We start from the raw sequence: 13,036 nt of genomic DNA, 5'->3' as shown, positions 1-13,036 counted from the left end.
GTCGGATTAAGCTGGATTCAGTGGACGAAACAGCCGTCGTGACAGTGTGGCGATAAGAATCGATCGCGACTGACCGCGGCTGAACGCGAGCGCGAGCGTGACCCGCGACTACTCCCATCCGACGGGCGGTCGACGACCCCGGCGATACTGAAATCGTATCGGGGCTGAGATCCGGGTATTCGGCGTACTCATCCTGATTTCACTTTCACTCCGGCTCCGGGGAACGATTAAGTGATCGGGCGAGGGAGGGTCCGGTATCATGACCGGGGACCCCGAAGACGGGATGCTGTCGTGGGACGAGTCCGTCTTCCGGGACGAGCACGTCTTCGAGATCGACTACGTTCCCGAGACGTTCCGCCACCGCGAGAGCCAACTGGAGTCGCTGAAGTACGCGCTCCGGCCGGCCGCGCGCGGGTCGCGGCCGCTCAACACCGTCGTCCGCGGGCCGCCGGGAACCGGGAAGACCACCTCCGTCCAGAAGCTGTTCTCGGAGCTCCGCGCGCAGACGGACGTGCGCACGGTGCGGGTCAACTGCCAGGTCGACTCCACCCGCTACGCGGTGTTCTCGCGCATCTTCGAGAGCGTCTTCGACTACGAGCCGCCCAGCTCCGGCATCTCGTTCAAGAAGCTGTTCGGCCAGATCGCCGACCGCCTCGTCGAGGAGGACGAGGTGCTCGCCGTCGCACTCGACGACGTGAACTATCTGTTTTACGAGAACGAGGCGTCGGACGCGCTGTACTCGCTGCTTCGGGCCCACGAGGCCCACGCCGGCGCGAAGGTCGGCGTCATCTGCGTCTCCTCGGACCTGTCGCTGTCGGTCATCGAGGAGCTGGACTCGCGGGTGCAGTCGGTGTTCCGGCCCGAGGAGGTGTACTTCCCGAAGTACGACGTGGACGAGGTGGTCGACATCCTCCGCGAGCGCGCCGAGCGCGGCTTCCACGACGGCGTGCTCGGCGCCGCAGAACTCGACCGGGTCGCGGAGCTGACGGCCGAGTCCGGCGACCTCCGCGTCGGCATCGACCTGCTGCGGCGGGCGGGACTGAACGCCGAGATGCGCGCCTCCCGGACGATCAGCGTCGACGACGTGGACGAAGCGTACGAGAAGTCGAAGTACGTCCACCTGTCGCGCAGTCTGCGCGGGCTCTCCGACTCCGAGACGGCGCTCGTGGCGGTGCTCGCGGAGCACGACGGCGAGCAGGCCGGCTCGGTGTACGAGGCGTTCCACGAGCGGACCGACCTCGGCTACACGCGGTACTCGGAGATCGTCAACAAGCTGGACCAACTCGGCCTCGTCGAGACGGAGTACGCCGAGGTCGAGGGGCGGGGGCGCTCGCGGTCGATCTCGCTGGCGTACGACCCCGAGCCGGTGCTGGAGCGGATCGAGGGGTAGCGATCGGGGACGTGGAGTAGCGACCGGGCAACGGGTCGCACACATCCGAAAGACATACTCGGCGCACGCGACACCCTCGCGTATGGACGCCTACGAGTTGATCACCCGGAATGCGACCGAGGTGGTCACCAACGACGAGGTGCGCGCGCTAGCCGAAGACCCCGAGGGCAAGCGGGTGTACGTCGGCTACGAGCCGTCGGGCGTCCTCCACATCGGGCACATGCTGACGGCGACGAAGCTCATCGACCTGCAGGAGGCGGGCTTCGAGGTCGTCGTCCTCCTCGCGGACGTGCACGCCTACCTCAACGACAAGGGGACGTTCGCCGAAATCCGCGAGACCGCCGAGCGCATGCGCGACCAGTTCCTCGCGTACGGCCTCGACGCCGAGTCGACGGAGTTCGTCTACGGTTCCGAGTTCCAACTCGACGAGGAGTACGTCCTCGACACCCACGAGCTGGAGGTGTCGACGACGCTCAACCGCGCACAGCGCGCGATGGCCGAGATCCAAGGCGGCGACACCGCGAAGGTGAGCCACCTCGTCTACCCGCTGATGCAGGCGCTCGACATCGTCTACCTCGATCTCGACCTCGCCGTCGGCGGGCTCGACCAGCGGAAGGTCCACATGCTCCACCGCGAGCAGATCCCGGCGATGGACGGCGAGAGCGACCACGACTACGAGGCGCGGCCGTGCCTCCACACGCCGATCCTCGCGGACCTGGACACCGGCGTCGGCAAGATGTCCTCCTCGTCGGGCACGACCATCTCGATGGAGGACTCGACCGCTGACATCGAGGAGAAGATCAACAGCGCGTTCTGTCCGCCGACACACGATCCCGAGCCGGACGACGAGGGCAACGAGCGCGAGAATCCCGTGCTCGAAATCTTCGAGTACTCCGTGTTCCCGCGGTTCGACACCGTCGTCGTCGAGCGCCCCGAGCAGTACGGCGGGGACCTCGCGTACGACGACTACGAGCCGCTGGCGGCGGATCTGGAAGCGGGCGAGCTCCACCCTGCGGACGCGAAGGGCGCGCTCGCGGACTACCTCGACGAGCTGATCGCGCCCGGCCGTGAGGTGCTGCGCGAGCTGGACAGGTCGTAGCGACGAAATACGGGAGTCGTCGGGTTCGCGGCCGCCAGGTCCCGGAAACCGGTGTTATGCGAATCCGAACTGCTTCAGCAGGCCGGTCGCGAGCCCCTTCACCACGAGGCCGGTACCCGCGAGCACGAGCGCCAAGCCGACCGCGACGATCGGCGCCGACCACGCGACGAGCGCGAGCCCCGCCAGCAGCATGAGGGCGCCGGCGATCCCGGCGGTGCCGAGTTTGTCGATCATACCCGGTCGTGGCGATCGGCGGTGAAAAGCGCGGCGAGTTCGTCGTGCCCGCTTACGGGTCGCCCTGCTGTCGGCGCACGGTGTTCGCGTTGTCGTGGTCTCACCTCCGTTCGGCCACGCACCCACCGAGTTTAACTGTCGGACGTGAGAACACAAGAGTATGAGCGACGGCGACTCGACGGGTCGCAAGAACCTCCGAATGCCCGACGACGACGAAGTGTTCGCGGAGGTGACGGAGATGCTCGGCGCCAACCGCGTGAAGGTCCGGTGCAACGACGGCGTCGAACGCACCGCGCGCATCCCCGGCCGGATGCAAAAACGGACCTGGATCCGGGAGGGCGACCTCGTCCTCGTCAGCCCCTGGGACTGGCAGGACGAGAAGGCGGACATCGAACACCGCTACGAGAGCCAGGACGCCGATCAGTTGCGCGACGAGGGCCACATCGCCTGAGTCGACCCCGGTCGCGGCGACGCGACGGCGCCCTCGGGGTGCCGGTGCTTTTCACTCCCGAGCGCGTACAGAAGAGAAGATGACCGGAGAGTTCGGGTTCGTCGAACCCGACGAGGCGGACGCGCCGGGCGACGAGTGGGAGGACCTCGACCTCGAGGAGATCGCCCAGACCGAGGCCGACGAGATCGCCCGCAGACAGGACGACGAGTTCGACGAGTTCCGCAAGCGCGTCAAGAACACCGAGCAGTTCAAAGTCGAGGCGTCGGTGTTCGACGACGCCACCCTCGCGGCGCTGTACAAGCTCACCCGCGACGGCCATATCGTCGCGTTCGGCGGCCCGGTGTCCACGGGGAAGGAGGCAAACGTGTACGAGGCGCTGGGCGCCGACGAGCGCGAGGTGGCCGCGAAGGTGTACCGGATTAACACCTCGAACTTCCGGCACATGCGCGACTACCTCGAGGGCGACCCCCGCTTCGAGGGGATCGGCTCGGACAAGAAGCAGGTCGTCGTCGCGTGGGTGCGCAAGGAATTCTCGAACCTTTATCGCGCGCGGAAGGCGGGCGTGCGTGTGCCCCAGCCCATCGCGGTCCAGCGCAACGTCCTCGTGATGGAGCTGGTCGGCCACGCCGACGACCGCGCGCGCCGGCTCGCCGAGGTGTCGGTCGAGAACCCCGAGACCGCCTTCGAGGTCGTCCGCGAGTACATGCGCCGCCTGTACTCGGCGGGACTGATCCATGGCGACCTCTCGGAGTACAACCTCATCATCCACGACGGGGAGCTGGTCGTCATCGATCTCGGGCAGGCAGTGACGGTCCACCACCCGAACGCCGAGGAGTTCCTCCGACGCGACTGCCGCAACGTCGCCTCCTTCTTCTCCCGACAGGGGCTCGACACGGAGGCCGACGACCTCCACGAGTACGTCACCGACCCCGAGCCGGAGCCGGCCGCCGACCCCGAGCCCGACACCGATCCGAACCCGGCCGACCGCGCCGGCGACGGTGGTGCCGACGAATGACCCAGAGACTCCGCCGGCGTGTGATCGACAGTTCACGCGTGTGACCCGCTGACGCGGCGGGTTCCCGAAGGAACTCTTATCCGCGTCCGGCCGAAATTCGGGTGTATGCAGCACGTGAAGGTTCCGCAGGACCGTATCGGCGTGCTCATCGGCGAGGGCGGCGAGACGATGCGGGAGATCGAAGACCGCGCCGAGGTCCGACTCGACATCGACTCCGAGTCTGGCTCGGTCGCCATCGATGCCGTCGGCGACCCGGTCGCCGGCCTGGTCGCTCCCGACATCGTCCGCGCCATCGGCCGCGGGTTCACGCCCGAGTCGGCCCTCTCGCTGTTGGAGCACGACCTGCGACGGTTCGAGTTGGTCGACCTCGCATCGGAGACCCGCAACAAGAACGACCTCCAGCGCCAGAAGGGCCGCCTCATCGGCGAGAACGGCCGCACGCGCGAACTGATGGAGGACCTCTCCGGCGCGGAAGTCGTCATCAAGGGGACCACCCTCGGCGTCATCGGCCAACCCGAGGAGGTCGAAGCCATCCGCCGCGCGACGGGGATGATCCTCGACGGCGCACCCCACGGCGCCGTCTACTCGTTCCTGGAGCGCAAGCACAACGAGATCCACGGCGCGCCCGACCTGTCGACCCCCTCCGGCAACGCCGAGGAGCCGCGGTAGGGCGGCCGCCGCTGCGCTCGCCGTCAGCCCTCAGTCTCCGATTCTTCCTCGTATCCTTCCCGGAGCCAGCCGCGGGTCACCGACTGCTACCTCCAGACACCGAGGGGAATCGACGCCGACAGTCCCGTATATAAATAAACCATGAGAACGCATCACATGCGCACGCAACGGAGCCGTGCGAGCCGTTGACGAACTCTTGCCGAAAGGTTTTTATAGAATCGAAAACAATCACAGAGTGACTCATGTCTCAGCGCCAGCGGATGGGCAACCAGCCCATGATCGTACTCTCGGAGGACAGCCAGCGAACGTCGGGCAAGGACGCCCAGTCGATGAACATCACGGCCGGCAAGGCCGTCGCGGAGTCCGTCCGCACCACGCTCGGACCGAAAGGGATGGACAAGATGCTCGTCGACTCCTCGGGCGGGGTCGTCGTCACGAACGACGGCGTGACCATCCTGAAGGAGATGGACATCGACCACCCGGCGGCCAACATGATTGTCGAGGTCTCCGAGACCCAAGAAGACGAGGTCGGCGACGGCACGACGACGGCCGTTGTCATCGCCGGTGAGCTGCTCGATCAGGCCGAGGAGCTCATCGACTCGGAGGTCCACCCGACGACCATCGCGCAGGGGTACCGCCAGGCCGCCGAGAAGGCCAAGGAGGTCCTCGACGAGCAGGCCATCGATGTCACCGCGGACGACCGCGAGACGCTCGAGAAGATCGCCGCGACGGCGATGACGGGCAAGGGCGCCGAGTCCGCCCGCGACACGCTCGCCGAACTGGTCGTCGACGCCGTGCTCGCCGTCCGGGACGACGACGGTACCGTCGACACCGACAACGTCTCCGTCGAGACCGTCGTCGGCGGCGCCATCGGCAACTCCGAGCTCATCGAGGGCGTCATCGTCGACAAGGAGCGCGTCGACGAGAACATGCCCTACGCGGTCGAGGACGCCAACGTGGCGCTGTTCGACGGCGCCATCGAGGTCAAGGAGACCGAGATCGACGCCGAGGTCAACGTCACCGACCCCGACCAGCTCCAGCAGTTCCTCGATCAGGAGGAACAGCAGCTCAAAGAGATGGTCGACAAGCTGAGCGCCGTCGGCACGGATGTCGTCTTCGTCGGCGACGGCATCGACGACATGGCCCAGCACTACCTCGCGCAGGAGGGCATCCTCGCCGTCCGCCGCGCGAAAGAGTCCGACCTCCAGCGGCTGGCCCGCTCGACGGGCGGCCGCGTCGTCGCCAACCTCGACGACCTCGAGGAGAGCGACCTTGGCTTCGCCGGCTCCGTCGCCCAGAAGGACATCGGCGGCGACGAGCGTATCTTCGTCGAGGATGTCGAGGACGCCCGCTCGGTCACGCTCGTCCTCCGCGGCGGCACCGAGCACGTCGTCGACGAGGTCGAGCGCGCCATCGAGGACTCGCTGGGCGTCGTCCGCACGACGCTGCAGGACGGGCAGGTGCTCCCCGGCGGCGGCGCCCCTGAGACCGAGCTGGCGCTGCAGTTGCGTGACTTCGCCGACTCCGTCGGCGGCCGCGAGCAGCTGGCCGTCGAGGCGTTCGCCGACGCGCTGGAGATCATCCCGCGCACCCTCGCCGAGAACGCCGGTCTCGACCCGATCGACTCGCTGGTCGACCTGCGCGCCCGCCACGACGGCGGCGAGTTCGGCGCCGGCCTCGACGCCTACACGGGCGATGTGATCGACATGGAGGCCGAGGGCGTCGTCGAGCCGCTCCGCGTCAAGACGCAGGCCATCGAGTCCGCCACCGAGGCGGCGACGATGATCCTCCGCATCGACGACGTCATCGCCGCCGGCGACCTGAAGGGCGGCGGCACCGACGACGGCGGCGACGAGCCCGCCGGCGGCCCCGGCGGCGCCGGCGGCATGGGCGGTATGGGCGGCATGGGCGGCATGGGCGGCATGGGCGGCGCGATGTAAGCGCCGGTCAGGCACGCACCACCCCACCGTCGACGCCGACGCGCACCGCCTCCCGACCGACCACGATTCTTTCGACGCCTCGTCCGATAGCGGCGGCGTCGTCCGTCGCCACCGCGTCACGGTTTTGCTCGTCGCGACCGTCGATCCACGCCGTGCACGTCCGACCCGCCGACGGCGACGACCTGTCGTCGCTGATCCGTCTCGCCCGCGAGCACGGCGGGGGCGAAACCTCCCCCGGGACGATCCGCGATCGGTACGACGCCCATTCGGACCTGTTCGTCGTCGCCGACGACGACGGCGACCCCGTCGGCGAGGCACACGGGCGGCCGCGGCGACCCGAGGAGGACCCGACGGGCGAGGCGCCCGACGCGGTCGTGCTCGACCGGATCGCGGTGGTGCCGGAGCGACGCGGCGCGGGAATCGGCCGACGGCTCCTCGCCGCGTTCGAGGATCGCGCGGCCGAGCGGGCCCCCCGGGTCGAGGTCGCGGTCGCGGGCGACGTGGAGGGGTTCTACGCCGCGTGCGACTACGAACCGTGGGCGGTGCTGGTGCAGGGAGCCGGGCCCGACCCCGGCGAGGCCCGCCGCCGCGTTGACGCCGGCGACCGGGTCCTCGGGGGCCGCCGCGTCGACGGCGAGCCCTGGATCTACGTCGAGCCGTCGGCCTTCGACGGGGAGACGACCGAGAGGCTGGTCGACCGGCTCGACGCGCGCTCGGCAAACACGCTGTACCGGAAGCGCGTTCGGTAGGCCGGCCGCTCAGATCCCGGGCAAGACGCCGCCGAGCACCAGCACCAGCGCGGCGGTGAGCACGAACAGTCCCAGCGAGAACGCCCGTAGGCGCGCCCGACGGCTCCGGGCCACGTCCGGGAGGTCGGCGTCCCCGGCCCCACCGGGGCCGCCGCCGTTCCCGCCGAGCCCGAGGACCCCGCGCTGTTGCTCGCGCCCCCGATCCGCCTCCGGCGGGCGCATCCCCCCGGTCTCCGAGACGAGCAGTCCGGTCAGCGTCGCCGCAGCGGCCATCGACAGCGCGAGGATCGCGAGCCCGGGGTCCCACCCGAGGAGCCACGCGAGCCCCGCGGCGGCGGCGACGCTGGCGACGGGGTAGGCGACCCCGACCCGCGCGTACGCCACCGCCCGGCGTCGGTCCATACCGGGGGTCCGCGCGCCGGTCCGAAAGCCGTTGTGCTGTCGGCGTCGCCGGCGGTCCCGACGCGGCACGGGCGACCGCTGCCGCGACGGGTTTTTTCACCTCCGAGAGGTTGTACCCAGTGATATGATCGACGAATCGCAGCGGGCTGCGGCCGCGGCGGCCGACGCGGAGTTCAGTCGCGACGACGCCCGCGGGCTCGTCGAGGCGCACGCGGAGACGCTCGCGTCGCTGGCGGCGTCGCTGACCGGCGATGCGGCGCCGGTGGCGCGCGAGGCCGTCGGCGAGTGGCGGACGCTGTTTCCCGGGGCGGTCGTGATGCCCGACGACGATCGCTACGGCGACGCCCGCCGCGTCTGGAACGGGTACGTCTCCGGGTTCCCGGCGGCCGTCGCGTACCCCACGACGCCCGAGGGCGTCGCGCGCGTCGTCGACACCGCCCGGGAGACCGGACTCGGGATCGCGACGCGGTCGGGCGGCCACTCCTCGGTGGGCACCTCGACGGGCGACGGCGTGCTCGTGTGCGACGTGGGCGCGATGCGAGCGGTGACGGTCGACCCGGAGGCGGGGACCGCGACGGTCGAGCCGGGCGTCACTATCGGCGAACTCGACGCGGCGACGACCGAACACGGCCTCGCGACCCCGCAGGGCGTCGCCCCGGAGGTCGGCGTGGCCGGCCTGACGCTCGGCGGCGGCACCGGCTACCTCTCGCGGGCGCACGGGCTGGCGTGCGACCGCCTCCGCCGGGTCGACTTGGTGACCGCCGCCGGCGAGCGCGTCACGGCACGTCCGGACACCAACTCGGACCTGTTCCGCGCGGTCCGGGGCGCCGGCGGCGACTTCGGCGTCGCCGTCGAGTTGGCGTTCGACCTCGTGTCGGTCCCTGCGGAGGTGGCGATGTGCGACACGTGGTTCCCGGTCGATGACGCCGACGGGATCGCGGCGCTGCTGCGCGCGTACCGACGGCTGCTTCGGGACGCCTCTCGGGAGACGAACGTCTCGCCGTACGTCGCGCGGGTGCCCGACGAGCCGGGGTTCCCCGACGACCGCGCGGGCGATCTCGCGCTGTGCGTCATCGGTGCCCACGCCGGCCCGGCCGCCGAGGGCGAGCGCTCGCTCGCGCCGTTTCGTGACCTCGCTCGCGAGGCCGACCGGGAGAGCGAGGACATCGCGAGCCGCGGCAGCGACGCCGCGGAACCGCTGTTCGACCACGCCGAACGCGTTCCGTACCGGGAACTGCAGCGGTACCTCGGCGGCGACTCGGCCGCCGGCGAGCGCTACTACTGGAAGTCGGTCGCTGTCGAGTCGTTCACCGACGACCTCGTCGCCCTTGTCGCCGAGCGGATGGCCGCGCTCCCGGGCGCCCCGGACGGGGGGCCCGACAGCACCGTCGTCGTCTGGCCGATGGGCGGCGCGATCGCCGACCTCGGCCCCGGCGACACGGCGGTCCCCGAGCGCGACGCCGAGGTCGTCCTCAACTTCGAGGCCTGCTGGGGCCACCCCGACGCCGACGAGGAGCACGTCTCGTGGGCCCGCGAGTCGGCTGAACTGGTCCGAGACGTGGGAGACGTGTCCGGCGAACTGCCGAACTTCTCGGGCACCGAGCGCGGCGAGGACGCGGCGCGGGACGTGTACGGCGACAACTACGAGTGGCTCCGGGAGACCAAGCGGGAGTGGGACCCCAAGAGGGTGTTCTCGCCGAGCGGCCGATTATGACACGATCGAGGGTGAGAGACTCTCTCGTGTGAGAATTCCGGGGACGAGGTTATCCGTCCCGAGCGCGTATCGGGGGATATGGACGACCCCTCCACACCCAGCCCCCGACCGCCCCCGAAGAACACGCTGTTTTGCCCCGAGTGCGGCCACGCCGCGCCGGCCGACGGCGACTGGGTCGTGCGCGACCGCGACCGCGACGGCGTCGAGGCGCTGACGTGCCCCGACTGCGGCGCGACCCTGACGGTCCGCCGGTCGAAGCTGGCGCCGCCGGCCTGACGCCCGAGCGCGGCGAGCCGTCGATGGTCGAACGCGACGACACGGCGTCGGGAAGCGACACGCAACGCGGTGACCCCCGCGTTCGCCGACACGCTGGGGTTGAAGCCGCGGGCAACCGTGGAGATTCGTATGCGCGCAGCAGTGTTCCACGGCCCCGGCGACATCCGGGTCGAGGAGGTCGACAAGCCCGAGATCGAGGAGCCGACCGACGCCATCGTCCGCGTGACCCACACTGCGATCTGCGGGTCGGACCTGTGGTTCTACCGCGGGGAGAGCGACCGCGACGCCGGCACCGGCGTCGGTCACGAGCCGATGGGGGTCGTCGAGGCGGTCGGCGACGACGTGCGCTCGGTCGAGCCGGGCGACCGCGTGCTCGCGCCCTTCGCCATCTCCTGCGGCTCCTGTGAGTTCTGCCGCAAGGGGCTGCACACCTCCTGCGTGAACCGCGACTCCTGGGGCGGCGACAACGCCGGCGCCCAGGGCGAGTTCGTCCGCTCGACGCACGCCGACGGCACGCTCGTCCGGGTGCCCGACCGCTACGCCGACGACGAGGACGCCCTCCGGTCGCTGCTCCCGCTCACCGACGTGATGGGGACCGGCCACCACGCCGCCCTCTCGGCGGGCGTCGAAGCCGGCGAGGACGCGGTCGTCGTCGGCGACGGCGCGGTCGGCCTGTGCGGCGTCGCCGCCGCCCGCCGGCTGGGCGCCGAGCGGATCGTCGCCGTCGGCCACCACGAGGACCGCCTGGAGATCGCCGAGGAGTTCGGTGCCACCCACACGGTCGCCGAGCGCGGCGAGGCAGCCGTCGACGCGGTGCTCGACATCACGGACGGCGGCGCCAACCACGTGCTCGAGTGCGTCGGCGCGTCGTCGGCGATGGAGACCGCGGTGGAGGCCGCCCGCCCGGGCGGCACCGTCGGCTACGTCGGGGTCCCCCACGGGATGGAGGGCGGCGTCGACCTGTTCCCGTTCTTCGGCGACAACGTCGCGCTCCGCGGCGGCGTCGCGCCCGTCCGGGCGTACGCCGAGGAGCTGCTGGCCGACGTGCTCCAGGGGACGCTCGACCCCGCGCCGATCTTCACCGAGACCGTGGACCTCGACGGCGTCCCCGAGGGATACCGCATGATGGACGAACGGGAGGCCGTGAAGGTGCTCGTGAAGCCCTGGGAGTAGGTCGGTACCCCAGGTGCCACGTAGAATGGTACCACGTGCCAAACGCTAAACCTCAGGGCGCGAACGGTCCCGTATGGAGATCGCCGAGCGGCCAACGTTCGAATCCGAGGTGAGCAAGCGGATCTACGAGTACGTCGAGCGACACGGGACTGCGAACCGGCACATCGTCCAACAGACGGTGTCGGCGCCGGCCGAAGAGTTCGAGCGAGAACTGGATCGACTGGAGTCACGGGGGTATCTCGACGAGGACGGCGGGACGCTCCGCGTCGCGCTCGACGTTGGCGCCGTCGAGGAGTACGGGAGCGCGAACACGACGTTCACCATCCGACCGGCGCGACAGGACGACTTCGAGGGGCTGGTCGCGGCGATCCGCGCGGTCACCGACGAGGAGACGTACGTCGTCGCCGAGACCATCGCGGAGCAGTTGCTGTACGAGGACACCGTGACGAGACACAACTCGGTTGAGTCGCGGGTGTTCTTCGTCGCCGCGGTCGACGGCGACCTCGTCGGGTGGACGCACCTCGACCTGCCGCAGGTGTCGCGGGTGCGTGAGACCGCCCAGCAGACCGTGGGCGTCGTCCCTGAGCACCGCCGGTCCGGGATCGGTGGGAAGCTCCTCCGGCGCGGCCTCGATTGGGCGGAAGCCAACGGCTTCCGGAAGGTGTACAACAGCGTTCCGGTGACGAACGCCGCCGCACTGGAGTTCCTCGACGACCACGGCTGGGAGACCGAGGCGATCCGGAGAGACCACTACACCATCGACGGCGAGCACGTCGACGAGGCGATGATGACGTACGCGTTCTGAGACGGTCCCCCCGGTCCACACGCGCTACGCCGTGCTCGCGGTGCGCGCGGTGTGGTTCGCCGAAAAACGAGCGGCGAGGGATTTGAACGCGGTCGCTTCGCTCGCTGCCGCTCGCTTCCTCCCTGCGCACGGACTCGCGATGCTCGTCCGTGAACCACGCCTGGACGTGCTCGCTAGCGCTGCGCGCGTCCGGTCTACTTCAAATCCCTCTCGCAGAAGCGACACACGCGGCACGGTTCCTCACGGCACTCACTACGTTCGTGCCGTTCGTCACGGTGTGGTGCGAGAGATAGCGGGCGACGAGGGATTTGAACCCCCGACCTCTTGGTCCGGAACCAAGCGTTCTGTCCGCTGAACTAGCCGCCCTCACAGCCTCGTACCGCGCCCCGGCGAATAAGCCTTCGGAACCGGCGCGAGACGGACCGCATGGGCGACCACGCTCCGGCGGTCGATGCCGCCGCTGAAGGGTCGAGGTGGTGAAACGCTGCGAACTCGGAAGAACAGGTCGCGGGTCGCTGCGGCGCGTTAGGGCGCTTCGCCGGTCTCGATCGCGAAGTCGGCGCGGGGGTACGCGACGCAGGTGAGGGTGTACCCCTCGTCGAGTTCGGCGTCGTCGAGCATCTGCTGGTCGTCGTGTTCGACGTACTCCTCGGCGTTGCCGCCGGAGGTTATCTGCCCGGCACAGGAGACGCACTGGCCCTGCCGGCAGGCGTAGGGCATGTCCCAGCCCTCGTCTTCGCCGGCCTCTAAGACGGTCTCGTTGTTGGCGACCTCGATAGTGTCGCCCTCCTTGGCGAACTCGACCTCGAAGTACTCGATCTCGTCGTCGGGAATGTCGCCGGGACCGACCGAGTCCTCGGCCGCCGCGCCCTCCTCCAGCTCCCCATCCTCGCCGGCGGCGACCGCGCCCGCGGGGACGCTCCCGCCCCCGATGGCGCGGCTCCCCGGCTCAGGGAACTCCGTCTCCTCGACGGTGGAGGCCCGCCGCTCGATGACCTCCTCGGAGATGTCCGCGGTGGCCTCCCAGCCGGTGCCGCGGGCGACGTGCAGGGCGACGAAGACCAACACGAGGCCCGCGCCGAACCCGATAGCCACGGGGTCTACCATGCCCGCGGCTAT

General features: G+C 70.0%; 14 protein-coding genes and 1 tRNA gene. 11 read left to right on the top strand and 4 right to left on the bottom strand.

The genetic code is table 11. The features are described from left to right. Window positions 1–259: 259 nt before the first annotated feature. Together BUE16_RS12620 and BUE16_RS12615 are read left to right on the top strand one after the other, a co-directional pair. Window positions 260–1,390, top strand: coding sequence for an ORC1-type DNA replication protein (locus tag BUE16_RS12620; protein ID WP_073310245.1), 1,131 nt, complete (start codon window positions 260–262; stop codon window positions 1,388–1,390). 82 nt (window positions 1,391–1,472) lie between these two features. Beyond that, window positions 1,473–2,489 (top strand): tyrosine--tRNA ligase, encoded by a 1,017-nt coding sequence (locus BUE16_RS12615; RefSeq protein WP_073310243.1) that lies wholly within the window; start codon window positions 1,473–1,475, stop codon window positions 2,487–2,489. A gap of 54 nt (window positions 2,490–2,543) precedes the next feature. Here the strand turns inward: BUE16_RS12615 and BUE16_RS12610 are convergent, their stop codons facing one another. Next, a complete protein-coding gene (locus BUE16_RS12610; RefSeq protein ID WP_073310241.1) occupies window positions 2,544–2,723 on the bottom strand; it encodes a DUF7470 family protein in 180 nt (59 codons plus the stop codon). 160 nt (window positions 2,724–2,883) lie between these two features. Here BUE16_RS12610 and eif1A point away from each other — a divergent pair, with 160 nt between their 5' ends. The 5 genes from eif1A to BUE16_RS12585 all read left to right on the top strand — a co-directional run bounded on the left by eif1A (window position 2,884) and on the right by BUE16_RS12585 (window position 7,547). Next, window positions 2,884–3,174 (top strand): translation initiation factor eIF-1A, encoded by a 291-nt coding sequence (gene eif1A / locus BUE16_RS12605; protein WP_073310239.1) that lies wholly within the window; start codon window positions 2,884–2,886, stop codon window positions 3,172–3,174. 79 nt (window positions 3,175–3,253) lie between these two features. Continuing rightward, window positions 3,254–4,189, top strand: coding sequence for a serine/threonine-protein kinase Rio1 (gene rio1 / locus BUE16_RS12600; RefSeq protein ID WP_073310237.1), 936 nt, complete (start codon window positions 3,254–3,256; stop codon window positions 4,187–4,189). A 105-nt stretch (window positions 4,190–4,294) separates the two neighbouring features. Further along, window positions 4,295–4,858 (top strand): KH domain-containing protein, encoded by a 564-nt coding sequence (locus BUE16_RS12595; RefSeq protein ID WP_073310235.1) that lies wholly within the window; start codon window positions 4,295–4,297, stop codon window positions 4,856–4,858. A 275-nt stretch (window positions 4,859–5,133) separates the two neighbouring features. Further along, window positions 5,134–6,798, top strand: a complete 1,665-nt coding sequence (thsA, locus tag BUE16_RS12590; RefSeq protein WP_073310432.1) for a thermosome subunit alpha — start codon at window positions 5,134–5,136, stop codon at window positions 6,796–6,798. Window positions 6,799–6,950: 152 nt separating this feature from the next. Beyond that, the gene (locus tag BUE16_RS12585; RefSeq protein WP_073310233.1) at window positions 6,951–7,547 is read left to right on the top strand and encodes a GNAT family N-acetyltransferase; all 597 of its coding nucleotides are present in this window, start codon (window positions 6,951–6,953) and stop codon (window positions 7,545–7,547) included. Between the two features lie 9 nt (window positions 7,548–7,556). Here BUE16_RS12585 and BUE16_RS12580 read toward each other — a convergent pair whose 3' ends face one another. Continuing rightward, complete coding sequence (locus BUE16_RS12580; protein ID WP_073310231.1) at window positions 7,557–7,949, bottom strand: hypothetical protein; 393 nt, start codon at window positions 7,947–7,949, stop codon at window positions 7,557–7,559. A 124-nt stretch (window positions 7,950–8,073) separates the two neighbouring features. Here BUE16_RS12580 and BUE16_RS12575 point away from each other — a divergent pair, with 124 nt between their 5' ends. From BUE16_RS12575 to BUE16_RS12560, 4 genes are all read left to right on the top strand, one after another. Continuing rightward, complete coding sequence (locus tag BUE16_RS12575) at window positions 8,074–9,663, top strand: FAD-binding oxidoreductase (protein ID WP_079991637.1); 1,590 nt, start codon at window positions 8,074–8,076, stop codon at window positions 9,661–9,663. Window positions 9,664–9,741: 78 nt separating this feature from the next. Beyond that, a complete protein-coding gene (locus BUE16_RS12570; protein ID WP_073310229.1) occupies window positions 9,742–9,939 on the top strand; it encodes a hypothetical protein in 198 nt (65 codons plus the stop codon). A 129-nt stretch (window positions 9,940–10,068) separates the two neighbouring features. Further along, entirely contained in the window at window positions 10,069–11,112 is a 1,044-nt protein-coding gene (locus tag BUE16_RS12565; RefSeq protein ID WP_073310427.1) for a zinc-dependent alcohol dehydrogenase family protein, read from the top strand. 73 nt (window positions 11,113–11,185) lie between these two features. Further along, window positions 11,186–11,917: a GNAT family N-acetyltransferase gene (locus BUE16_RS12560; protein ID WP_073310227.1), complete on the top strand. Its 732-nt coding sequence runs from the start codon at window positions 11,186–11,188 to the stop codon at window positions 11,915–11,917. 293 nt (window positions 11,918–12,210) lie between these two features. Here the strand turns inward: BUE16_RS12560 and BUE16_RS12555 are convergent. Together BUE16_RS12555 and BUE16_RS12550 are read right to left on the bottom strand one after the other, a co-directional pair. Further along, a tRNA-Arg gene (locus tag BUE16_RS12555) sits at window positions 12,211–12,283 on the bottom strand. 159 nt (window positions 12,284–12,442) lie between these two features. Then, complete coding sequence (locus BUE16_RS12550) at window positions 12,443–13,024, bottom strand: 2Fe-2S iron-sulfur cluster-binding protein (protein WP_073310225.1); 582 nt, start codon at window positions 13,022–13,024, stop codon at window positions 12,443–12,445. Window positions 13,025–13,036 lie beyond the last annotated feature (12 nt).

This window comes from Halobaculum gomorrense, assembly GCF_900129775.1.
GTDB lineage: Archaea > Halobacteriota > Halobacteria > Halobacteriales > Haloferacaceae > Halobaculum > Halobaculum gomorrense.
This window is presented reverse-complemented; position numbering and strand designations above follow the sequence as displayed.

Bases quoted from the DNA above. Each gene is read 5' to 3' on its own strand.
- BUE16_RS12620 (WP_073310245.1), top strand. From the start codon at position 260: ATGACCGGGGACCCCGAAGACGGGATGCTGTCGTGGGACGAGTCCGTC.
- BUE16_RS12615 (WP_073310243.1), top strand. From the start codon at position 1,473: ATGGACGCCTACGAGTTGATCACCCGGAATGCGACCGAGGTGGTCACC.
- BUE16_RS12610 (WP_073310241.1), bottom strand. From the start codon at position 2,723: ATGATCGACAAACTCGGCACCGCCGGGATCGCCGGCGCCCTCATGCTG.
- eif1A (WP_073310239.1), top strand. From the start codon at position 2,884: ATGAGCGACGGCGACTCGACGGGTCGCAAGAACCTCCGAATGCCCGAC.
- rio1 (WP_073310237.1), top strand. From the start codon at position 3,254: ATGACCGGAGAGTTCGGGTTCGTCGAACCCGACGAGGCGGACGCGCCG.
- BUE16_RS12595 (WP_073310235.1), top strand. From the start codon at position 4,295: ATGCAGCACGTGAAGGTTCCGCAGGACCGTATCGGCGTGCTCATCGGC.
- thsA (WP_073310432.1), top strand. From the start codon at position 5,134: ATGATCGTACTCTCGGAGGACAGCCAGCGAACGTCGGGCAAGGACGCC.
- BUE16_RS12580 (WP_073310231.1), bottom strand. From the start codon at position 7,949: ATGGACCGACGCCGGGCGGTGGCGTACGCGCGGGTCGGGGTCGCCTAC.
- BUE16_RS12575 (WP_079991637.1), top strand. From the start codon at position 8,074: ATGATCGACGAATCGCAGCGGGCTGCGGCCGCGGCGGCCGACGCGGAG.
- BUE16_RS12570 (WP_073310229.1), top strand. From the start codon at position 9,742: ATGGACGACCCCTCCACACCCAGCCCCCGACCGCCCCCGAAGAACACG.
- BUE16_RS12565 (WP_073310427.1), top strand. From the start codon at position 10,069: ATGCGCGCAGCAGTGTTCCACGGCCCCGGCGACATCCGGGTCGAGGAG.
- BUE16_RS12560 (WP_073310227.1), top strand. From the start codon at position 11,186: ATGGAGATCGCCGAGCGGCCAACGTTCGAATCCGAGGTGAGCAAGCGG.
- BUE16_RS12550 (WP_073310225.1), bottom strand. From the start codon at position 13,024: ATGGTAGACCCCGTGGCTATCGGGTTCGGCGCGGGCCTCGTGTTGGTC.